The 20,173-nt window shown below is 73.3% G+C and carries 23 protein-coding genes; 2 read left to right on the top strand and 21 right to left on the bottom strand.

The window, feature by feature from the left end; all coding sequences use genetic code 11:
- Positions 1-67: 67 nt before the first annotated feature.
- From lgt to hisI, 11 genes are all read right to left on the bottom strand, one after another.
- Positions 68-1,096 (bottom strand): prolipoprotein diacylglyceryl transferase, encoded by a 1,029-nt coding sequence (lgt, locus tag ACIRQF_RS24850; protein WP_404095099.1) that lies wholly within the window; start codon positions 1,094-1,096, stop codon positions 68-70.
- A 76-nt stretch (positions 1,097-1,172) separates the two neighbouring features.
- Complete coding sequence (locus ACIRQF_RS24845; RefSeq protein ID WP_376629470.1) at positions 1,173-2,009, bottom strand: DsbA family protein; 837 nt, start codon at positions 2,007-2,009, stop codon at positions 1,173-1,175.
- 64 nt (positions 2,010-2,073) lie between these two features.
- Positions 2,074-2,892 carry a tryptophan synthase subunit alpha gene (gene trpA / locus ACIRQF_RS24840; RefSeq protein WP_382486841.1) on the bottom strand — a complete coding sequence of 273 codons (819 nt, stop codon included), beginning with the start codon at positions 2,890-2,892 and terminating at the stop codon, positions 2,074-2,076.
- Positions 2,889-4,172, bottom strand: coding sequence for a tryptophan synthase subunit beta (trpB, locus tag ACIRQF_RS24835; protein ID WP_404095096.1), 1,284 nt, complete (start codon positions 4,170-4,172; stop codon positions 2,889-2,891). Before trpB ends, trpA begins: the two co-directional genes overlap by 4 nt.
- A gap of 339 nt (positions 4,173-4,511) precedes the next feature.
- Positions 4,512-4,718, bottom strand: a complete 207-nt coding sequence (trpM, locus tag ACIRQF_RS24830) for a tryptophan biosynthesis modulator TrpM (protein ID WP_376629959.1) — start codon at positions 4,716-4,718, stop codon at positions 4,512-4,514.
- Between the two features lie 91 nt (positions 4,719-4,809).
- On the bottom strand, positions 4,810-5,619 hold the full coding sequence (gene trpC, locus ACIRQF_RS24825; protein ID WP_376629464.1) for an indole-3-glycerol phosphate synthase TrpC: 810 nt from the start codon (positions 5,617-5,619) through the stop codon (positions 4,810-4,812).
- Positions 5,620-5,730: 111 nt separating this feature from the next.
- Positions 5,731-6,252, bottom strand: coding sequence for a DUF2752 domain-containing protein (locus ACIRQF_RS24820; RefSeq protein WP_404095480.1), 522 nt, complete (start codon positions 6,250-6,252; stop codon positions 5,731-5,733).
- A 323-nt stretch (positions 6,253-6,575) separates the two neighbouring features.
- Positions 6,576-6,836: an HGxxPAAW family protein gene (locus tag ACIRQF_RS24815; RefSeq protein WP_376629462.1), complete on the bottom strand. Its 261-nt coding sequence runs from the start codon at positions 6,834-6,836 to the stop codon at positions 6,576-6,578.
- 115 nt (positions 6,837-6,951) lie between these two features.
- Positions 6,952-7,608 (bottom strand): TIGR02234 family membrane protein, encoded by a 657-nt coding sequence (locus ACIRQF_RS24810; protein ID WP_404095093.1) that lies wholly within the window; start codon positions 7,606-7,608, stop codon positions 6,952-6,954.
- Between the two features lie 64 nt (positions 7,609-7,672).
- Positions 7,673-9,172 carry an anthranilate synthase component I gene (locus ACIRQF_RS24805; protein ID WP_382486839.1) on the bottom strand — a complete coding sequence of 500 codons (1,500 nt, stop codon included), beginning with the start codon at positions 9,170-9,172 and terminating at the stop codon, positions 7,673-7,675.
- Positions 9,173-9,183: 11 nt separating this feature from the next.
- Positions 9,184-9,552 (bottom strand): phosphoribosyl-AMP cyclohydrolase, encoded by a 369-nt coding sequence (gene hisI / locus ACIRQF_RS24800; RefSeq protein ID WP_376629456.1) that lies wholly within the window; start codon positions 9,550-9,552, stop codon positions 9,184-9,186.
- A 132-nt stretch (positions 9,553-9,684) separates the two neighbouring features.
- Here hisI and ACIRQF_RS24795 point away from each other — a divergent pair, with 132 nt between their 5' ends.
- The gene (locus tag ACIRQF_RS24795; RefSeq protein WP_389750985.1) at positions 9,685-10,326 is read left to right on the top strand and encodes a TIGR03085 family metal-binding protein; all 642 of its coding nucleotides are present in this window, start codon (positions 9,685-9,687) and stop codon (positions 10,324-10,326) included.
- Positions 10,327-10,475: 149 nt separating this feature from the next.
- Here ACIRQF_RS24795 and ACIRQF_RS24790 read toward each other — a convergent pair whose 3' ends face one another.
- From ACIRQF_RS24790 to hisD, 10 genes are all read right to left on the bottom strand, one after another.
- Positions 10,476-11,726 carry an MFS transporter gene (locus ACIRQF_RS24790; protein ID WP_404095088.1) on the bottom strand — a complete coding sequence of 417 codons (1,251 nt, stop codon included), beginning with the start codon at positions 11,724-11,726 and terminating at the stop codon, positions 10,476-10,478.
- Between the two features lie 4 nt (positions 11,727-11,730).
- Positions 11,731-12,318 carry an ArsR/SmtB family transcription factor gene (locus tag ACIRQF_RS24785; protein ID WP_404095086.1) on the bottom strand — a complete coding sequence of 196 codons (588 nt, stop codon included), beginning with the start codon at positions 12,316-12,318 and terminating at the stop codon, positions 11,731-11,733.
- 129 nt (positions 12,319-12,447) lie between these two features.
- Positions 12,448-13,203, bottom strand: a complete 756-nt coding sequence (gene hisF / locus ACIRQF_RS24780; RefSeq protein WP_389750986.1) for an imidazole glycerol phosphate synthase subunit HisF — start codon at positions 13,201-13,203, stop codon at positions 12,448-12,450.
- Positions 13,203-13,625 carry a RidA family protein gene (locus ACIRQF_RS24775; protein ID WP_376629447.1) on the bottom strand — a complete coding sequence of 141 codons (423 nt, stop codon included), beginning with the start codon at positions 13,623-13,625 and terminating at the stop codon, positions 13,203-13,205. Before ACIRQF_RS24775 ends, hisF begins: the two co-directional genes overlap by 1 nt.
- Positions 13,622-14,356, bottom strand: a complete 735-nt coding sequence (gene priA / locus ACIRQF_RS24770) for a bifunctional 1-(5-phosphoribosyl)-5-((5-phosphoribosylamino)methylideneamino)imidazole-4-carboxamide isomerase/phosphoribosylanthranilate isomerase PriA (RefSeq protein ID WP_376629445.1) — start codon at positions 14,354-14,356, stop codon at positions 13,622-13,624. The genes ACIRQF_RS24775 and priA overlap by 4 nt, the downstream gene beginning before the upstream one ends.
- A complete protein-coding gene (gene hisH / locus ACIRQF_RS24765) occupies positions 14,353-15,000 on the bottom strand; it encodes an imidazole glycerol phosphate synthase subunit HisH (protein WP_389750988.1) in 648 nt (215 codons plus the stop codon). The genes priA and hisH overlap by 4 nt, the downstream gene beginning before the upstream one ends.
- Positions 14,997-15,161: a hypothetical protein gene (locus ACIRQF_RS24760; RefSeq protein WP_376629441.1), complete on the bottom strand. Its 165-nt coding sequence runs from the start codon at positions 15,159-15,161 to the stop codon at positions 14,997-14,999. Before ACIRQF_RS24760 ends, hisH begins: the two co-directional genes overlap by 4 nt.
- Positions 15,162-15,163: 2 nt before the next feature.
- Positions 15,164-15,757 (bottom strand): imidazoleglycerol-phosphate dehydratase HisB, encoded by a 594-nt coding sequence (gene hisB / locus ACIRQF_RS24755; protein ID WP_362174402.1) that lies wholly within the window; start codon positions 15,755-15,757, stop codon positions 15,164-15,166.
- Positions 15,754-16,887, bottom strand: coding sequence for a histidinol-phosphate transaminase (locus tag ACIRQF_RS24750; protein ID WP_382486832.1), 1,134 nt, complete (start codon positions 16,885-16,887; stop codon positions 15,754-15,756). Before ACIRQF_RS24750 ends, hisB begins: the two co-directional genes overlap by 4 nt.
- A complete protein-coding gene (gene hisD / locus ACIRQF_RS24745; protein WP_404095080.1) occupies positions 16,884-18,227 on the bottom strand; it encodes a histidinol dehydrogenase in 1,344 nt (447 codons plus the stop codon). Before hisD ends, ACIRQF_RS24750 begins: the two co-directional genes overlap by 4 nt.
- A 171-nt stretch (positions 18,228-18,398) precedes the next feature.
- On the opposite strand from hisD, the gene ACIRQF_RS24740 reads away from it, so the two are divergent.
- Positions 18,399-20,003 (top strand): oxidoreductase, encoded by a 1,605-nt coding sequence (locus tag ACIRQF_RS24740; protein ID WP_404095078.1) that lies wholly within the window; start codon positions 18,399-18,401, stop codon positions 20,001-20,003.
- The last annotated feature ends 170 nt before the right edge of the window (positions 20,004-20,173 follow it).

The following is a 20,173-nucleotide window of genomic DNA, read 5'->3' as shown; positions in this document are numbered from 1 at the left end:
CGCGGAAACGGCGGAGGGCCGCCGGGACCCGTGGTCCCGGCGGCCCTCCGCCGCTCGTCGTTCGGGGTCAGCGGCCGCCCGTGCCGGCGCCGTTGTCGGCGGCGTCCTTCGCGGAGTCGGGGGCGTCGTCCGCCGGGGCGTCCCCGTCGGTGTCCGTCTTCCGACCCGGGGCGGCGGAGACCGCCGCGTCCTCGTCCGCGGCCTCGTCGGCGCCGCCCTCGGGCGTGTCGGTGGACGTGCCCTCGGCCTCGTCGGCGCTCTTCGCGGCCTTCTCGTCGGCGTCCTTCTTCGGCTCCACGATCTCCTCGCGGCCCGGGCGCACCTTCGCCGAGATCACCATGTAGACGACGGCCAGCAGGCCGACGACGATCGCGGTCCACACGTTCAGACGCAGGCCCAGCACGTGGTGCGCCTCGTCGACGCGCATGTACTCGATCCAGCCGCGGCCGGCGCAGTAGGCGGCGACGTACAGCGCGAAGGCGCGGCCGTGGCCCAGCGTGAAGCGGCGGTCGGCCCAGATGACGAGGAGCGCGACGCCGACGCACCAGAGCGACTCGTAGAGGAAGGTCGGGTGGTAGAGGCCGGCCTCGCGGTTGGCGCCCGCGGTGATCTTCAGCGCCCACGGCAGGTCGGTCGGCTTGCCGTAGAGCTCCTGGTTGAACCAGTTGCCCCAGCGGCCGACGGCCTGGGCGAGGACGATCCCGGGCGCGATGGCGTCCGCGTACGCCGGGAGCGGGATGCCGCGGCGGCGGCAGCCGATCCAGGCGCCGACGGCACCGAGCGCGATGGCGCCCCAGATACCGAGGCCGCCCTCCCAGATCTTGAAGGCGTCGACCCAGTTCTCACCCTCGCTGAAGTACAGCTGGTAGTCGGTGATCACGTGGTAGAGCCGGCCGCCGACGAGGCCGAAGGGCACCGCCCAGACGGCGATGTCGGCCACGGTGCCGGCGGTGCCGCCCCGGGCGATCCAGCGCTTGTTGCCGAGCCAGACGGCGACGAAGACACCGATGATGATGCAGAAGGCATAGCCGCGCAGCGGGATCGGTCCGAGGTGGATCACGCCGGTCGACGGGCTGGGAATGTAGGCAAGGTCCATGGCAGGTCCGACGCTACCCTGCCGGGCGGGCCGTGCGGCGCCCGGCCCGGCAACGTCTCCGTAACGCCACCCGGTCTCAGCGGCCCGCGGGGCTTCCCGCGGCCGGGGAGGCGGTGCCCGCCTTCTTGCCCTTGTTGGCCTCGGCGACCCACTTCTTCAGGTTCTCCGGGGAGATCTGCTCGTTCCCCTTCGAGGGGAAGACCGGCTCGCCGTTGAGCAGGACGGTGGGCGTGCCGCTGAACTCGCCGGCGCGGAAGGCGTCGTTCGACTTCTTCACCCAGCTGTCGTGCGTGCCGTCCTCGACGCAGCTGCGGAAGGCGGGCGTGTCGAGGCCCGGAACCTTCGCGGCGAGCTCGATGAGCTTGGCGTTGCTCGCGTAGGCGTCGTCCGTCTCCTGGGGCTGGTTGGTGTAGAGCACGTCGTGGTACGCCGTGAACTTGCCGGCGTCCTGGGCGCACGCGGCCGCGTTGGCGGCACGCAGAGAGCCGCTGCCGCCCAGGTTGCCGTCGATGATGGTGACGAGGTGGTACTCGGCCTTGACCGCGCCCGCCGCCTCCAGCTCGTGGACGGTGTCCCGGAAGTACGTCTCGAACTGGGCGCACGCGGGGCAGCGGAAGTCCTCCCAGATCGTGAGCGTGGACGGGGCGTCCGGCTTGCCCTGGGGGATGGCGGGCTCGGCGCCGCCGACGGAGCCGCTGGGCTCGACGACCGGCCCTGCCTTGTCGGAACTGTCCTTCCCGCCGCTGTTGGCGGCGATCACGCCGACGACCGCGGCCAGGGCGAGGACGCCCACGACCGCGGCCGACACGATGAGGACGCGCCGCTGCTTCTCGCGGGCCTTCTCGCGCTCGCGCTGCTGCTGGAGGCGCTCCCGCGCGCTCCGGTTACTACCGTCTCGGTTCTTCTCGCTCACGCCCACAGCAACGAACCGGGGAGGCACGCGCGTGCCTCCCCAGTGACGAATCCACCCGTACGGGTTACGAGCTGCGGCGCACGCCCTCGGCGAGTTCGGCCGCCAGTTCCCTTACGGCGCCGAGCCCGGCCTGCTCGTCGCCGTCGGCGTCGAGGATCCGCTTCACGAAGGCGGAGCCCACGATGACGCCGTCGGCGAAGGCGGCGACCTCCTTGGCCTGAGCGGCGTTGGAGACGCCCAGGCCGACGCAGACCGGCAGGCCGCCGGCGGCGCGGGTGCGGCGGACCAGGTCGGCGGCCTGCTCGCCGACCGACTCCCGGGTGCCGGTGACCCCCATGAGGGAGGCCGCGTAGACGAAGCCGGAACCGGCCGCGGTGATCGTGGCCAGCCGCTCGTCCTTGCTGCTGGGGGCGACGACGAAGACGGTCGCGAGGCCGTGCTTCGTGGCGTGCTCCCTCCAGACCGCCGACTCCTGGACCGGCAGGTCGGGCAGGATGCAGCCCGCGCCGCCGGCCGCGGCGAGCTCCTCGGTGAAGCGCTCGATGCCGTAGCGGTCGATGGGGTTCCAGTAGGTCATCACGAGGACCGGCTTGCCGGTGGCCTCGTACGCCTCCTTCACCGTGCGCATGACGTCGGCGATCTTGACGCCGCCGCGCAGGGCGATGTCGTCGGCGGTCTGGATGACCGGCCCGTCGAGCACCGGGTCGCTGTGCGGCAGGCCGACCTCGACGATGTCCGCGCCGCCGTCGAAGACGGCCTTGATCGCCGCGATGCCGCCGTCCACGGTCGGGAAGCCGGCCGGGAGGTAGGCGATGAGCGCGGCCCGGTCCTCGGCCTTCGCCTTGGCGAGGGTGTCGCCGAGCAGCTGGATGTTCCCGGTCACTTGGCGTCCCCCTCGATCTCCGCGATGTCGGCCGCGTCGGCGGCCACCGCCGCATCGGTGTCGTACAGGCCGAAGTAGCGGGCGGCCGTGTCCATGTCCTTGTCGCCCCGCCCGGAGAGGTTGACGACGATCAGCCCGTCCTCGCCGAGCTCCTTGCCGACCTCCAGGGCCCCGGCGAGGGCGTGCGCCGACTCGATCGCCGGGATGATGCCCTCGGTGCGGGACAGCAGCCGGAGCGCCTGCATGGCGGCGTCGTCGGTGACGGCCCGGTACTCGCCGCGGCCGCTGTCCTTGAGGAAGGCGTGCTCGGGGCCGATGCCGGGGTAGTCCAGGCCCGCCGAGATCGAGTAGGGCTCGGTGATCTGGCCCTCCTCGTCCTGGAGGACGTAGGAGCGGGACCCGTGCAGGATGCCGGGCTCGCCGGCGGTGAGGGTGGCCGCGTGCTCGCCGGTCTCGACGCCGTGGCCCGCCGGCTCGCAGCCGATCAGCCGGACGGAGGCGTCCGGGATGAAGGCGTGGAAGAGACCGATGGCGTTCGAGCCGCCGCCCACGCAGGCGACGGCCGCGTCGGGCAGGCGTCCCGCGCGCTCCAGGATCTGGCGTCGCGCCTCCACGCCGATGACCCGGTGGAAGTCGCGGACCATGGCCGGGAAGGGGTGCGGGCCGGCGACCGTGCCGAAGAGGTAGTGCGTCCGGTCGACGTTGGCGACCCAGTCGCGGAAGGCCTCGTTGATGGCGTCCTTGAGGGTGCGGCTGCCGGACTGCACCGCGACGACCTCGGCGCCGAGCATGCGCATGCGGGCGACGTTCAGGGCCTGGCGCTGGGTGTCGATCTCGCCCATGTAGATGGTGCACTCGAGGCCGAACAGGGCGCAGGCGGTGGCCGTGGCGACGCCGTGCTGACCGGCGCCGGTCTCCGCGATGACGCGGGTCTTGCCCATGCGCTTGGTGAGCAGGGCCTGGCCGAGCACGTTGTTGATCTTGTGCGAGCCGGTGTGGTTGAGGTCCTCGCGCTTGAGGAAGACCCGGGCGCCGCCGGCGTGCTCGGCGAACCGCGGGACCTCGGTGAGGGCGCTGGGCCGGCCCGTGTAGTTGACCATCAGGTCGTTGAGCTCGCGCGCGAACTCGGGGTCGCTCTTGGCCTTCTCGTACTCGACGGCGACCTCGTCGACGGCGGCGACGAGGGCCTCCGGAATGAACTTGCCGCCGTAGGCGCCGAAGTAGCCCTCGGCGGACGGGACCTGACCCTCCGGGTCGGGAATGAAGAACTCGCTGGACATGCGGTTGCTCCTCGCGGGGCGATCGCCCCGAAAACGTGCGGTCGATGGGTCACGTTATGCGCGCGAGCCGTCCACGTACGTCACCGCGCCGTCGCGAGCGCGGGCGCGGCCGCCGTCCCGCCCCCTTCGTGGGCAGTCGTTCCGCGGGGCGGAACGGGTGGGCACGACGGAACGCGGCGCCTTGCCGCGCCCGGACTCCTCCCGCCCTGACGCGCGCCACGAGGGCGCGGCGCCGTACGGGGCGGGACGACGGCCCACACGGAGTGGGGCGGAGGAAGCCGGCACGGAGCCGACGGAGCACGGACAGCGGGGCCGAGCCGGCCCCGGGGGGCGTGGTGGCTAGGTGTCGTACGGGGAAGTGCGCGCGAGGCGCGGGCGCCATCGCATCCCGTTGACCTGACCCGGCTCGTCGCCGATGACGTAGCGCACCCGCCGTCCGTGCACCCGCCGCGCCGGCGCACGGCAGCCACGAGGGCGGCAGCCGCGGGCGAGCGGGGCGTGGGCCGGCACGGAGGCCGTACGGAGCAGGGTGCGGCGCCCGGGCACCGCACCGACCGCCGACGGCGCGCCGACCGCGCCCCGGGCGATGAGGCCCGGGACGTACGGCGACGTGTCGTGGCGGAGGGTCATGACCGGGTCAGCTCCGGCCGTGACGCAGGGCCGGGTGGGCGCCGGCGGCGACCAGGTCGGCGACGGCGGCCTTCGGGTCACGGCCGGTGACCAGGGACTCGCCGACCAGGACCGCGTCGGCGCCGGCGTTGGCGTACGCGATCAGGTCGTGCGGGCCGCGGACGCCGGACTCGGCGACCTTGACGATGTGGGCCGGGATCTCCGGGGCGACCCGGTCGAAGGTGGAGCGGTCGACCTTGAGGGTCTTCAGATTGCGCGCGTTGACGCCGATGATCCGAGCGCCCGCGTCGACGGCCCGCTCGACCTCCTCCTCGTCGTGGACCTCGACGAGCGGGGTGAGTCCGATGGACTCGGCGCGCTCGATGAGGGAGACGAGGGCCTCCTGCTCCAGGGCCGCGACGATGAGCAGCGCGAGGTCCGCGCCGTAGGCCCTGGCCTCCCAGAGCTGGTACGCCGTGACGATGAAGTCCTTGCGCAGGACCGGGATGTCGACCCGGGCGCGCACGGCCTCCAGGTCGGCGAGCGAACCGCCGAAGCGGCGCTGCTCGGTCAGGACGGAGATGACGGCGGCGCCGCCCGCCTCGTAGTCGGCGGCGAGGCCGGCCGGGTCGGCGATGGCGGCGAGCGCGCCCTTGGAGGGGCTGGAGCGCTTGACTTCGCAGATCACCTTGACGCCGTCCCCGCGCAGTGCGGCGACGCCGTCCTTGGCCTGCGGCGCCTTGGCGGCGCGCTCCTTGAGCTCCTCGAGGGAGACCCGCGCCTGCCGCTCTGCGAGGTCGGCGCGCACGCCTTCGATGATCTCGTCGAGCACACTCACGCGAGAGGCCCCCTTCCGGGACGGTGACGGTCTTGTTCAGCCACGTCGATGGTATCCGCAGGTGACCCCTGGAATCGCATCGGTGGGAGTCGCGTCCCACTTCGTGGGACTTCAGGGGGCGAGCGCGGAGCCGAACGGAAGGTTCCGTACGAGGGTGAAAAGGGCCAGAACAGCGCCGATCCCCCACCACCAGGCCGGGGAGATCGCGAGCCGCATCGGCAGTCCGCGGAAGGCGCGAACCAGCCACAGGACCATGACGACGGCGAAGACCGCGTAGCCGACGACGGCCGCCGCGTTGAAGCCGACGGCGGCCCCGAACTCGCCGTGCGCGACGGCGTGGGCGCTGCGCAGTCCGCCGCAGCCGGGGCAGAAGACGCCGGTGAAGCGGAGCAGCGGGCAGACGGGGTAGTGACCGGGTTCGTTGGGATCGACGCTCCCGACGTACGCGAAGGCGGCGGCGACCCCGGCGAGCGTGCCGAGCGGGGCGAGCAGCCGCACGGCGAGCGGGCGCGGCGGGCGCGGCGCGGGCACCGGCGGCCCCCAGGGCCCGCCCACGGGCGCGGCTCCGGCCCCCCAGGGCGCGGACGCGGCTTCCGGCCCCCAGGGCCCGGGAGGCGCTCCGGGCGCCCTCACGGCCTCGGGCGCACCCGCCCCGCCGGCCGTCACGCCCGACACGTCCGGCGCCTCCGGCACGCCCGACGCGTGCTCCACGCGCGAGGGGTCCCGAGCGTCGGGCCCGTCCGGCGCGTGCTCCACGCGCGAGGGGTCCGGCGCGTCGGGCCCGTCCGGTACGGGCGAGGCGTCCTGCCCGTCCCGCGTGCCCGTTGGCGCCGCCGCGCCCGCTTCCCTCACGGCTCCCGCCGTCGGCTTGTCGTCCACGCGGTGATTCTCGCCGTTCGTGCGCGAAGGCGCAGCCCGGTCGTGCCGGGCTGCGCCTTCGGGGTGAAGCGGAGGGGTCAGGCGTGGGACTTCTCGAGGGCGGTCGCCGTGGCGGCCTCGCGAGCGGCCACGACGGCGGCCGACTCCTTCGGCATGCCCATGCCCGCGACCTTCATCGCGCCGCCGACCACACCGCCGAGGAGGATGACGCCGATGCCGGCCCAGAAACCGGGCACGTTGGCCGCCACCATGAAGACTCCGGCGATGCAGAAGCCGATGAAGGAGATGATGACACCGGTCCAGGCGGCCGGGGTGTGTCCGTGGGCGCTGCCCGCCATGAGTTGCTCCTCGTTGGTGTTGCTCGGTGGTGACGCCTCATTCTTCCGTACATGCGGGCGCCGTGATGCATCGGGGTGCCCGAACGATCACGCGTCGCGCCCGCCGCGACCGGGCTCAGTCGCCGTGGGTCGGGTCCTCGCCGCGGTCGAGGGCCTTCCAGAGGTCCTCGGGGCGGTCGGGGTCGGTGGCCGCGGGGCGCCGCGCGGCGCGGGGCGCCCCGGAGCGCTCGTAGCGTCCGCCCATGGCCGGCCAGGACTTGCCGAAGCGGAGCGCGAAGAGGCCGGCGGCCAGGATGAGGACGGCGCCGACGGCGGTCACGTAGGGCCAGACGGTGTGGCTGAGGCCGCCGACGACCGCGGCGGTGTTGCCGCTGATGCGGGCGGCCTCGGCGTCCAGGGCGGCGCTGTCGGACGCGCCGAGCACGGCTGCCAGGGCCGCTCCCGCACCGCTCAGGGCGAGCAGCGCGGCGACCATGGTGCGGCCGGCGCGGCGGACGGCGAAGACGGCGACGAGCGCGGCGAGGCCGACGATCGCGAGCGCGGTCGGCACTCCGGTGACGGCTCCGCCGTCCGCCTCGACGGGTACGGTGCCGCCGCCGACGGCCGCGGTGCCCTCGGCCCAGATCTGGCCCGCGGAGAGCAGTACGACGGTGGCTCCGAGGGCACCGAGCAGCAGCGCCGCGGCGAGGCTGCGGCGGGCGCCGGAGGAGGCGGCGCCGCCCGTTCGGGCGGCTCGGGGCTGGGGTACGGGTACAGCACTCACGTACCCCACTATCCCCTACCGGCTCGGGAACCGTTCATCCGGTCGTGTCATGCCTTCGGTCACACCGGCGCCGTCAACGCCCGCTCGCGCGGGTCATCCGGTTGGCGGTGTGCACGGCCCGGAGGACGGCCGCGGCCTTGTTGCGGCACTCGTTGTCCTCGGCGACCGGGTCGGAGTCGGCGACGACCCCCGCTCCGGCCTGCACGTACGCGGTGCCGTCGCGCAGCAGGGCGGTGCGGATCGCGATGGCGGTGTCGGAGTCGCCGGCGAAGTCGAGGTAGCCGACGCAGCCGCCGTACAGACCGCGGCGCGAGGGCTCCAGTTCCTCGATGATCTGCATCGCGCGCGGCTTCGGCGCGCCGGAGAGGGTGCCGGCCGGGAAGCAGGCGGTGAGGACGTCGAAGGCTGTCCTCCCCTCGGCGACCTTGCCGGTCACGGTGGAGACGATGTGCATGACGTGCGAGTAGCGCTCGATCGACATGAAGTCGACGACCTCGACGGAGCCCGGTTCGCAGACCCGGCCGAGGTCGTTGCGGCCGAGGTCGACGAGCATGAGGTGCTCGGCGCGCTCCTTGGGGTCGGCAAGCAGCTCCTCGGCGAGGTCGTGGTCCTCCTGCGGGGTGGCGCCCCGGTGCCGGGTGCCGGCGATCGGGTGGACCATCGCGTGCCCGTCCTCGACCTTGACCAGCGCCTCGGGCGAGGAGCCGACGACGTCGAAGCCGTTCTCGAAGCGGAAGAGGTACATGTACGGGGACGGGTTGGTGGCCCGCAGCACCCGGTAGACGTCGAGGGCGGAGGCGCCGCAGGGCGTCTCGAAGCGCTGCGAGGGCACCACCTGGAAGGCCTCGCCGGCCCGGATGCGCTCCTTGATGTCCTCGACGGCCTCCTGGTAGGCCGCGCCGCCCCAGAGGGCGGAGAACTCGGGCAGCTCGGAGGCCGGCAGGGCGACGGGCACGGTCTCGACGGGGCGGGCCAGGTCGGCCTCCATCGCGTCGAGCCGGGCGACGGCGTGCGCGTACGCCTCGTCGACGCCGGTCTCCAGGTCGTTGTGGTTGATCGCGTTGGCGATCAGGAGCACCGAGCCGTCCCAGTGGTCGAGGACGGCGAGGTCGCTGGTGAGCAGCATCGTGAGCTCGGGCAGCTGCAGGTCGTCGCCGCCGTGCTCGCCGATGCGCTCCAGGCGGCGGACGATGTCGTAGCCCAGGTAGCCGACCATGCCGCCGGTGAAGGGGGGCATGCCGGAGGCGAGGTCGCGCGGGGTGTGCAGGGTCTCGACGGTGGCGCGCAGGGCGGCGAGCGGGTCGCCGTCGACGGGGACGCCGACCGGCGGGGTGCCGAGCCAGTGGGCCTGGCCGTCGCGCACCGTCAGGGTCGCGTCGCTGCGCACGCCGATGAAGGAGTAGCGGGACCAGCTGCGCCCGTTCTCCGCGGATTCGAGGAGGAAGGTGCCGGGGCGTTCGGCGGCGAGCTTGCGGTAGAGCCCGACCGGGGTGTCGCCGTCCGCGAGGAGCCTGCGGCTGACGGGGATGACGCGGCGGTCGGCCGCCAGCTTGCGGAAGGTCTCGAGATCCATGGCGCCAGACCCTACTCGGCCGCGAGGAGGACGTCGGCGTCGAAGCAGGTGCGGGCCCCGGTGTGGCAGGCGGCGCCGACCTGGTCGACCTTCACGAGCAGGGTGTCGGCGTCGCAGTCGAGGGCGACGGACCTGACGTGCTGGACGTGCCCGGAGGTGTCGCCCTTGACCCAGTACTCCTGGCGGCTGCGGGACCAGTAGGTGCAGCGGCCGGTGGTGAGGGTGCGGTGGAGCGCCTCGTCGTCCATCCAGCCGAGCATCAGCACCTCGCCGGTGTCGTACTGCTGGGCGATGGCGGGAACCAGACCGTCCTCGCTGCGCTTGAGGCGGGCGGCGATGGCCGGGTCGAGTCCACTGGGGGTCCGGGGCGTGCTGCTCATGCCGCCATTGTGCCGTGACGGGCGGTGTCGCCCGGTCGTGCGTCCACTGGGCGGACCGGTGCGCCCGGTCGGTGGACGGCCGGCGGTGCGTCCCCTGGGCGGAGTGGCGGCCGCCGCCGTACGCTGGCGCTCATGTCGACCCATGCGAAGCGTGAACGCCTTCTGCTCGCCGACCTGTTGGAGGCGGCCGGTCCGGACGCCCCGACGCTCTGCGAGGGGTGGCGGACCCGGGATCTGGCGGCGCACGTGGTGGTGCGGGAGCGCCGCCCGGACGCGGCGGCCGGAGCCGTCGTGCCGGTGCCGGCGCTGAAGGCGCGCCTCGAGCGGGTGCAGGCGGAGTTCACGGAGAAGCCGTACGAGGAGCTGGTCCAGCTCATCCGTACGGGGCCGCCGAAGCTGTCCCCGTTCACGATCAAGCAGGTGGACGAGGGGGCGAACATCGTCGAGTTCTACGTCCACGCCGAGGACGTGCGGCGAGCCCAGCCCGACTGGTCGCCGCGCGAGCTGGACCCGGTGTTCGCCGACGCCCTGTGGACGCGGCTGGAGAAGTCGGCCCGGCTGTTGGGCCGCAAGGTCCCGGTGGGGCTGGTGCTCCGCCGGCCGAACGGGCAGACGGTGGTGGCGCACCGCGGAACGCCGGTGGTGACGGTCTCCGGGGAGCCGGGCGAGCTGACGATGTTCCTGTTCGGACGGCAGGACGCGGCCAAGGTGGACCTGGACGGCGAGCAGGAGGCCGTGGAGCGGCTGCACACGACGAAGCAGCTGGGCATCTGAGGCCTGCGCGGACACCGGGCCCGACCGCCGACCGGGCCTGATCGTCGGCCGGGCCTGACCGCCGGCACGGGCCTGACCGCCGGCACGGCCGCCGGGCCGCCCGCGCCGTCAGGGTCGTGTCCCGCGCCGTCGCGGTCGTGCCCGCCCCGTCAGGGCCTGCCGGGCAGCTCGGCCTTCCGTACGGCCGGTACGAGCAGCCCGTAGACGCCCGAGAGGGCGCAGACGGCAGCGCTCACCACGTACACCGGGCCGGCGCCCCACATCCCTATCGCGGCGCCCGTGAGCGGGAAGCAGAGTGGAGCGAGGCCGAGCGAGCACAGACTCGACACGGCGGAGACCCGGCCGAGGTACGCGGGGTCGCAAGCGGTCTGGACAAGGGCGTTGCACAGCGCGCCCGAGAGCCCGGCGAGCAGGCCGATGGACAGGCCGACGCCGACCGCGACGGGCAGGCTGGCGGTGAAGGCGAGGGCGCCGATCGAGGCGGCGCCGAGGACCATGGTGCAGCCGCTGACGGCTCCGGCGCGCGGGACGCGCCCCCACACGGCCAGCAGGAGCGAGGCGCCCGCCGCGCCCGCACCGAAGCCGGCGAGGATCCAGCCCATGCCGGAGGCGCCCCAGCCGCGCTGCTCGGCCAGGACGGCGAGGCCGACGTTGAGCGGGCCGACGAAGCCGAGGTCGCTGAGGAGCACGACGACCATGAGCGGGCCGAGGACGCGGTGACGACGCAGGTAGCGCAGCCCGTCGACGAGGTCGCTCAGGGCCGTGCCGCCACCCGCCCCGTCGGTGGCGGGCAGCGGGCCGAGCCGGAGCGCGGAGAGCAGCGGGACGGAGAGGGCGAAGAGCAGTCCGGCGGCCCCGAAGGCGGCGGTGGGTCCGCCGAGGGCGACCGCGAGGCCGCCGAGCGGGGCACCGAGGACGGCTCCGCAGCGGTACGCGAGTCCGCGCAACCCCTGGATCCGGGCGAGCTGGTCGTGCGGGGCGATCCGCGGCGGCAGGGCGCCGACGGCGGGCAGGAACAGGGCGTCGACGATGCCGAAGACCACGCCGACGACGGCGAGCAGCCACAGTCCGGGCGAGGCCGCGAACAGGGTGGCGGCGAGCCCGAGGACGACCAGGGCCCGGACGGTGTCGGAGCCGATGACGACACGGCGGGGGCCGAGGCGGTCGGCGACCACTCCCCCGCCGAGCATGAGCAGGGCGCGGGGCACGGCGCTGACGGCCATGACGAGTCCGGCCTGGGCGGGGGTGCCGCTGCTGACGGCGGACCAGGACAGCGCGAGGTAGTAGACGCTGTCGCCGAGGGTGGAGGCGGTGTAGGCGCCGACCCAGCGCAGCACGTTGGGGTCATGGTGGGCGGGCCGGGCGGGCGCGGCGGCGGCGGGGGGCGTGGTCGTGGTCATCGGGTCAGCCTCGGTAGGGGAAGGCGTGGAGGTGGACGGCGACGTTCTCGCGGCCTTCGGTGTCGCCGGCGGCCTCGGCGGCGCGGGCCTTCTGGTCGTGCTTGCGCAGGACGGCGTCGAGCTCCTTGCCGAGTGCGGCGAGTTCGGCGGCGGTGAAGCGGGGCAGCCACTCGGAGCTGACGGCGGCGGCGCGCCAGGCTTCGGACCAGGTGAGCCGCTCGTCGAGGAAGCGCTGGTGCAGGGCGGCGCGCTGTTCGTTGAGGGTGCGGCCGAGGGCGTCGCTCGCGGCGACGAGCTCGGGGGCGTCGCGGATGTCCTCCTCGCGGATGGTGAAGCCGTACGAGCTGGGCTGCCACCAGCGCTCCCGGCCGTCGGCGGACTGGGCCTCGGTCTCCTCGATCAAGCCGTGCTCGGCGAGCTTGCGCAGGTGGTAGCTGACGAGGGAGACGGCCTCGTCGACCTGCTCGGCGAGCTGGGAGGCGGTGGCGGTACGAGCCACGAAGAGGGCGCGGTAGAGGCGCATCCGCAGCGGGTGCGAGATGGCTTTGAGGGTGCCGAGGTCGGTGATCCGACGGTTCTCCTGCGAGGTCATGACGCGACCATAGATGCGAAAGAAAACTTGCGCAATTGAATTTGCACAAATAATCCTGTGCTTCTGGGGAACGCGAAGGCCCCCGCAGGAGCGGGGGCCTTCGCGTCGGAGCTTTCCGGGCCGGACGGCTCAGCGGACCTCGTGGCCCGCTTCCCGCAGCGTCTGCTTGACCTCGCCGATCCGCAGATCGCCGAAGTGGAAGACCGAGGCCGCGAGCACCGCGTCCGCGCCCGCCGCGACCGCCGGCGGGAAGTCGGACAGCTTCCCGGCGCCGCCGGAGGCGATCACCGGCACGGTCACGTGCTTGCGCACGGCCGCGATCATCTCGGTGTCGTAGCCGTCCTTGGTGCCGTCGGCGTCCATCGAGTTGAGCAGGATCTCTCCCGCGCCCAGCTCGGCGGCCCGGTGCGCCCACTCGACGGCGTCGATGCCGGTGCCCTTGCGGCCGCCGTGCGTCGTCACCTCGAAGGAGCCGGACGGGGTGCGCCGGGCGTCCACCGACAGGACCAGCACCTGGCGCCCGAAGCGCTCGGCGATCTCCTGGATCAGCTCGGGACGGGCGATGGCGGCCGTGTTCACGCCCACCTTGTCGGCGCCGGCCCTCAGCAGCTTGTCGACGTCCTCCGCCGAGCGCACGCCGCCGCCCACGGTCAGCGGGATGAAGACCTGCTCGGCGGTGCGGCGCACCACGTCGTAGGTGGTCTCCCGGTTGCCGGAGGAGGCGGTGATGTCGAGGAAGGTCAGCTCGTCGGCGCCCTCGGCGTCGTACAGCTTCGCCATCTCGACGGGGTCGCCCGCGTCGCGCAGGTTCCGGAAGTTGACACCCTTGACGACCCGGCCGTTGTCGACGTCCAGGCAGGGGATCACACGTACGGCAAGACCCATCAGGATCCCTCCCTCTCGCCGCCCGGGCGGAACGCCTCGACCTCGACCTCGACCACGAGGCGCGGGTCGACGAAGCCGGAGACGATGATCATCGAGGCGGCCGGGCGGATGGCGTCGAACAGCTCCTTGTGGGCACGGCCGACCTCCTCCACGTCCCGTGCGTGGGTGATGTACATACGGGTCCGGACGACGTCCTCGGGGCCGAGACCCAGCTGCTGGAGGGCGCCGAAGGCCACGTTGAAGGAGTTGACGGTCTGCTCGTGCGGACCGCCGTCGGCGATGGCACCGTCGACGACCGACGTGCAGCCGGACACCAGGACGGTGCCGTTGGGCAGCTCCACCGCGCGCGAGTAGCCGAACAGCTCCTCCCAGGGAGCGCCCGTCACCACCTTGCGGACGGAGCGGTCGGCAGATCCGGTCATACGGACGCCACCGCCTCCAGGGCCTCCTCCAGCGTGAAGGCCTTCGCGTAGAGCGCCTTGCCGACGATCGCGCCCTCGACGCCCAGCGGGACGAGGCCGGCCAGGGCCCGCAGGTCGTCGACGGAGGACACGCCGCCGGAGGCGACGACGGGCCGGTCGGTCGCGGCGCAGACGTTCCGCAGCAGCTCCAGGTTGGGGCCCTGCAGGGTGCCGTCCTTGGCGATGTCGGTGACGACGTAGCGCGCGCAGCCCTCGGCGTCGAGGCGGGCGAGCGTCTCGTACAGGTCGCCGCCGTCGCGGGTCCAGCCGCGGCCGCGCAGGGTGGTGCCGCGCACGTCCAGGCCGACGGCGATCTTGTCGCCGTGCTCGGCGATGACCTTGGCGACCCACTCGGGGGTCTCCAGCGCCGCGGTGCCCAGATTGACCCGGGTGCAGCCGGTGGCGAGGGCGGCGGCCAGCGTGGCGTCGTCCCGGATGCCGCCGGACAGCTCGACCTTGATGTCCATGGCCCGGGTCACCTCGGCGACCAGGGCACGGTTGTCGCCGGTCCCGAAGGCGGCGTCCAGGTCGACCAGGTGCAGCCACTCGGCGCCGGAGCGCTGCCAGGCGAGGGCGGCTTCCAGCGGGGAGCCGTAGGAGGTCTCGGTGCCGGACTCGCCGTGGACGAGGCGGACCGCCTGGCCGTCGCGGACGTCGACGGCGGGGAGGAGTTCGAGGGTCGACGCAGTCACAGGGTTCCGATCCAGTTGGTGAGGAGCTGGGCGCCGGCGTCGCCGGACTTCTCGGGGTGGAACTGGGTCGCCCAGAGGGCGCCGTTCTCGACGGCCGCGACGAAGGGTTCGCCGTGGGTGGCCCAGGTGACCTTCGGGGCGCGGATGTTGGGGTTGCCGACCTCCAGGTCCCAGGCGCGCACCGCGTAGGAGTGCACGAAGTAGAACCGGGCGTCGGCGTCCAGGCCCGCGAACAGCTCGCTGCCGGCGGGCGCGTCGACGGTGTTCCAGCCCATGTGGGGCACGACCGGGGCGTCGAGCGGCTCGACCGTGCCGGGCCACTCGTCGAGGCCGTCGGTCTCGACGCCGTGCTCGATGCCGCGGGCGAAGAGGATCTGCATGCCGACGCAGATGCCCATGACGGGCCGCCCGCCGGAGAGCCGGCGGCCGACGATCCAGTCGCCGCGGGCCTCCTTGAGGCCCTGCATGCAGGCGGAGAAGGCGCCGACACCGGGGACGAGAAGCCCGTCGGCGTTCATGGCCCTGTCGTAGTCGCGGGTGATCTCGACGTCCGCGCCGACCCGGGCGAGGGCGCGCTCGGCGGAGCGCACGTTGCCGAAGCCGTAGTCGAAGACGACGACCTTCTTGGGAGCGGCCGCCGTCATGACCACACGTCCAGACGCAGGACGCCGGCCGAGAGGCACATCACGGCACCGATGGAGAGCAGCACGATCAGGCCCTTGGGCATCTGCTGCTTGACGAAGGAGTAGATGCCGCCGAGGAGGAACAGCCCGACGACGATGAGGACGGTGGCGAGGCCGTTCACGGTTAGAGGGCGCCCTTCGTCGACGGGAGGATGCCGGCGGCGCGCGGGTCGCGCTCGGAGGCGTAGCGCAGGGCCCGGGCGAGCGCCTTGAACTGGCACTCGACGATGTGGTGCGCGTTGCGGCCGTACGGGACGTGCACGTGCAGCGCGATCTGCGCCTGGGCGACGAAGGACTCCAGGATGTGCCGGGTCATCGTGGTGTCGTAGGAGCCGATCATCGGCGCCAGGTTCTCCGGCTCGGTGTGCACCAGGTAGGGGCGGCCGGAGAGGTCGACGGTGACCTGGGCGAGCGACTCGTCCAGCGGGACGGTGCAGTTGCCGAAGCGGTAGATGCCGACCTTGTCGCCGAGGGCCTGCTTGAAGGCCGCGCCGAGGGCGAGGGCGGTGTCCTCGATGGTGTGGTGCGAGTCGATGTGCAGGTCGCCGTCGGTCTTCACGGTCAGGTCGAACAGACCGTGCCGGCCGAGCTGGTCGAGCATGTGGTCGTAGAAGCCGACCCCGGTCGACACGTCGACCTTTCCGGTTCCGTCGAGGTCGATCTCGACGACGACGGAGGTCTCCTTGGTGGTGCGCTCAACGCGGCCTACGCGGCTCATGCGTTCTGCTCCTTCTTCAACTCACGAACCGCGTCGAGGAACGCGTCGTTCTCTTCGGGGGTGCCGGCGGTGACCCTCAGCCAGCCCGGTACGCCGTTGTCCCGGACCAGGACGCCCCGGTCGAGGATCTTCTGCCAGGCCTCGTGGGAGCCCTCGGCTCCGCCGAAGTGCCCGAACTGGACGAAGTTGGCGTCGGACTCGGTGACCTCGTAGCCGATGGCCCGCAGCTCGTCGACCAGGCGGTCGCGCTCGGCCTTGAGCTGCTCGACGTACCCGAGGAGGGTGTCGGTGTGCTCCAGGGCGGCCAGCGCGGTGGCCTGGGTGACGGCCGAGAGGTGATACGGCAGTCTCACCAGCTGGACGGCATCGACCACGGCGGGGTGGGCGGCCAGGTAGCCCAGGCGCAGTCCGGCGGCACCGAAGGCCTTGGACATGGTCCGGGAGACCACCAGGTTCGGGCGGCCCTCGATGAGGGGCAGCAGCGAGTCCCGGTGGCTGAACTCCACGTACGCCTCGTCCACGACCACCAGTGAGGGCTTGGCGGCCTGGGCGGCCTCGTACAGCGCGAGGACCGTCCCCGCCTCGACCGCCGTCCCCGTGGGGTTGTTGGGCGAGGTGACGAAGACGACGTCCGGCGCGTTCTCCGCGATGGCCTGCTCGGCCGCCGCGAGGTCGATGGTGAAGTCCTCGTGGCGCGGGCCGGAGATCCAGCCGGTGCCGGTGCCGCGGGCGATCAGGGCGTGCATCGAGTACGAGGGCTCGAAGCCGATCGCGGTGCGGCCGGGCCCGCCGAAGGTCTGCAGCAGCTGCTGGAGGACCTCGTTGGAGCCGTTGGCGGCCCACACGTTCTCCCGCGCGACCGGGTGTCCGGCCGTACGGGTCAGATAGCGGGCCAGCTCGGTGCGCAGCTCGACCGCGTCCCGGTCGGGGTAGCGGTTGAGCCCGCGGGCGGCCTCGGCGACCCGCTCCGCGATGCGGGCCACCAGGGGCTCCGGCAGCGGGTACGGGTTCTCGTTGGTGTTCAGCTGGACGGGCACGTCGAGCTGCGGCGCGCCGTACGGGGACTTGCCCTTCAGCTCGTCACGGATCGGAAGGTCGTCGATCCCGATGGTGTCGTTCGTGTCGCTCACTTGCTCTCGGGCACCTTCCAGCCGAACCGGGCCTTGATCGCGGCGCCGTGCGCGGGCAGGTCCTCCGCCTCGGCGAGGGTGACCACGTGGTGGGCCACCTCGGCGAGCGCGTCGCGCGTGTAGTCCACGACGTGCACGCCGCGCAGGAAGGACTGCACGGACAGGCCGGAGGAGTGGCAGGCACAGCCGCCGGTGGGCAGCACGTGGTTGGAGCCGGCGCAGTAGTCGCCGAGGGAGACCGGCGCCCAGGCGCCGACGAAGATCGCGCCCGCGTTGCGGACCCGGTCGGCGAGGGCGGCGGCGTCCGCGGTCTGGATCTCCAGGTGCTCGGCGCCGTAGGCGTCGACGACCTTGAGGCCGTCGGCCAGGTCGCGCACGAGGACGATCGCGGACTGCCGGCCGGCCAGGGCGGGGACGATCCGGTCGTCGACGTGCTTGGAGGCGGCGACCTGGGTCTTCAGCTCGGCCTCGGTGGCCTCGGCGAGCTCCTCGGAGTCCGTGACGAGCACGGAGGCGGCCATCGGGTCGTGCTCGGCCTGGCTGATCAGGTCGGCGGCCACGTGCACCGGGTCGGCGGTGGAGTCCGCGAGGATCGCGATCTCGGTCGGGCCGGCCTCGGCGTCGATGCCGATGCGGCCCTTGAGGAGGCGCTTGGCGGCGGCGACGTAGATGTTGCCGGGGCCGGTGACCAGGTTGACCGGGGCGCAGCCGGGCGTGCCGTCGGCGCTCTCGGTGCCGTACGCGAACATGGCGATCGCCTGGGCGCCGCCGGCGGCGTACACCTCGTCGACGCCGAGCAGGGCGCAGGCGGCGAGGATGGTGGGGTGCGGCAGACCGCCGAACTCCTTCTGCGGCGGGGAGGCCACGGCCACCCCCTCGACGCCGGCCTCCTGGGCCGGGACGACGTTCATCACGACGGAGGACGGGTAGACGGAGCGCCCGCCGGGCACGTAGAGGCCGACGCGCTCGACGGGGATCCACTTCTCGGTGACCGTGCCGCCGGGCACGACCTGGGTGGTGTGGGTGGTGCGGCGCTGGTCGCGGTGGACCAGGCGGGTCCGGCGGATGGACTCCTCGAGGGCGGCGCGGACGGCCGGGTCGAGCTCGTCGAGGGCGCGGGTGACGGCCTCGGCCGGAACGCGCAGGCTCGCCACGCGGACGCCGTCGAACTTCTCCCCGTAGTCGATCACCGCTGCCGCGCCATGATGCCGGACGTCCTCGCAGATCGGCCGCACCGTCTCCAGGGCGGCTTCCACGTCGAACTCGGCACGGGGCAGCAGGTCGCGCAGGGCGGAACCCTCGGGGAGGGCGTCGCCGCGCAGATCGATTCGAGAGATCACGGGTCAATTCTCGCAGACGCCCAAGAACGCCCGTCGTCCGTATCACTGGCTGATACGGGCCACTCTGGCGTCTTGTCGCCACTCCTGACCGTTAGCGTTCAGTCCGTCACACAGCGGGAAGAACGGCTGTACGAATCCGGGAACGGAATCGTGGGAAGCGAGGGGGCGGCGTTGACCGAGCCGCGCGAGGACGACGGGATGCCGGAGGGCCTGACCGGGCCCGAGCGGGTGATGTGGCGGGCGTTCCGGGTCGGCCGGAGCTGTGATCTGAGGGAGGGGGACGCCGAGCGGGACGATCCGTTCGCCGTGCACGTGGAGTGGGGCGAGGAGCGCAGCGTGCGCGCGGAGGTCGTGGCGCTGCTGCTGCTCGCCGGACCGCCGGCCAGGTCCGGGCGGGTCGCGGCGCTGAAGCTGCGCGGGGTGCGGATCACCGGTGTGCTCAATCTCGCGGGCGGCTCGATAGGGCCGTACGTGGAGCTGAACGGCTGCCGCTTCGACGGCGAGGTGGTGCTGCCCGAGGCCCACTTCGGCACCTTGCGGATGGTCGAGTGCGCGATACCCCGACTGGAGGCGGCGCGGCTGCACACGGCGGGCGATCTGCACCTGCCTCGCTGCCGGGTGGAGCGGGGCATCCGGCTGACGGACGCGCAGATCGGTACGGACCTGCTGATCAACCAGATCCGGGTGTGGCCGGACCGGCGCGGCCGCGCCATCACGGCGGACGGCCTGGTGGTGGCCCAGGACCTGCAGGCCGAGCTGATCGAGACGTACGGGGAGCTGAGCCTGCGCGGCGCGAAGGTCGGCGTGTCGCTCAGCCTCCGGGGCAGTGTGCTGCGCGGCGCCCAGCAGCGCCGGGCCCTGAACGCCCCGCAGCTGACGGTGGAGCGCACGCTCTATCTGAACGCGGCCTGGGTGTACGAGACCTCGGGCCGTTCCACGACGGCCACCCCGCCGTACGGGGTGACGCCTGCCCAGGGCGCGCGGCGCAAGCCGGTCGAGTGCCACGGCGGGGTGCGGCTCGACGACGGGCGCTTCGGCGACTCGGTGGACCTGCACTACGCCCGCTTCCTGCTCGACGGCTCGCGCCGGGAGGAGCTGTCGCTGCGCCGGATCGTGACCCCGGAGCTGCGCTTCAACGGGGAACGCCCCGAGGAGGGCCGGGTGGTGCTCAACGGGGCGAAGGTGGTGACCCTCATCGACATGTCGAGCAGCTGGCCCGGCCCGGGCGGCCTCGCGATGGGCGGCTTCGTCTACGAGAACCTCGTGCCGTACGGGCACTTCCCGCTGGCCCGGCGCCTGGAGTGGGTCGCGGCGGCCACCCCGGAGTACGCGCCGGAGCCGTACGAGCGGCTGGCGACGGTGCTGCGCGGCAGCGGCGAGGACGCGGACGCCCGGGAGGTGCTGCTGGCCAAGCAGCGGCGCCGCCGGGAGACCCTGCCGGTGGCCGGCAAGCTGTGGGGCTACCTCCAGGACTGGACCGTGGCCTACGGCTACCGGCCGGGCCGGGCGGCGCTGTGGATGGCGGTCCTGTGGGCGGCGGGCACGCTGGCCTTCTCGCACTACGACGCGGTGCCGCTGAAGCCGGGCGAGGCGCCGCACTGGAGCGCCACGCTGTACGCGCTCGACCTGCTGCTGCCGGTGATAGATCTGGGCCAGGTGGGTTTCTGGCGCCTGGAGGGCTTCTGGCAGTGGGCGTCGACGGCCCTGATCCTGCTCGGCTGGGTGCTCGCGACGACGGTGGCGGCGGGGGCCTCGCGGACGCTGCGCCGGGGGTGACCCCGGACCGCCGGAAGGGCGGGGCGGGTCCGGGGGGGCGGGTCGGGTTGGCCGGTCGGCCGACGGTCCAGCGGGTCGGCCGGCGGTGTCGGTTGGCCGGTCGGCCGACGGCCCGGCGGGTCGGCCGGCGGGGCGGGTGAGCGGGGCGGGGGCGGGTCGGCTGGGCCGGT

Origin of the sequence: Streptomyces sp. NPDC101191 (assembly GCF_044767915.1) — a bacterium.
Taxonomy (GTDB): Bacteria; Actinomycetota; Actinomycetes; order Streptomycetales; family Streptomycetaceae; genus Streptomyces.
Note: the sequence above shows the minus strand (reverse complement) of the source record. Positions and strands in the feature narration are given on the sequence as shown.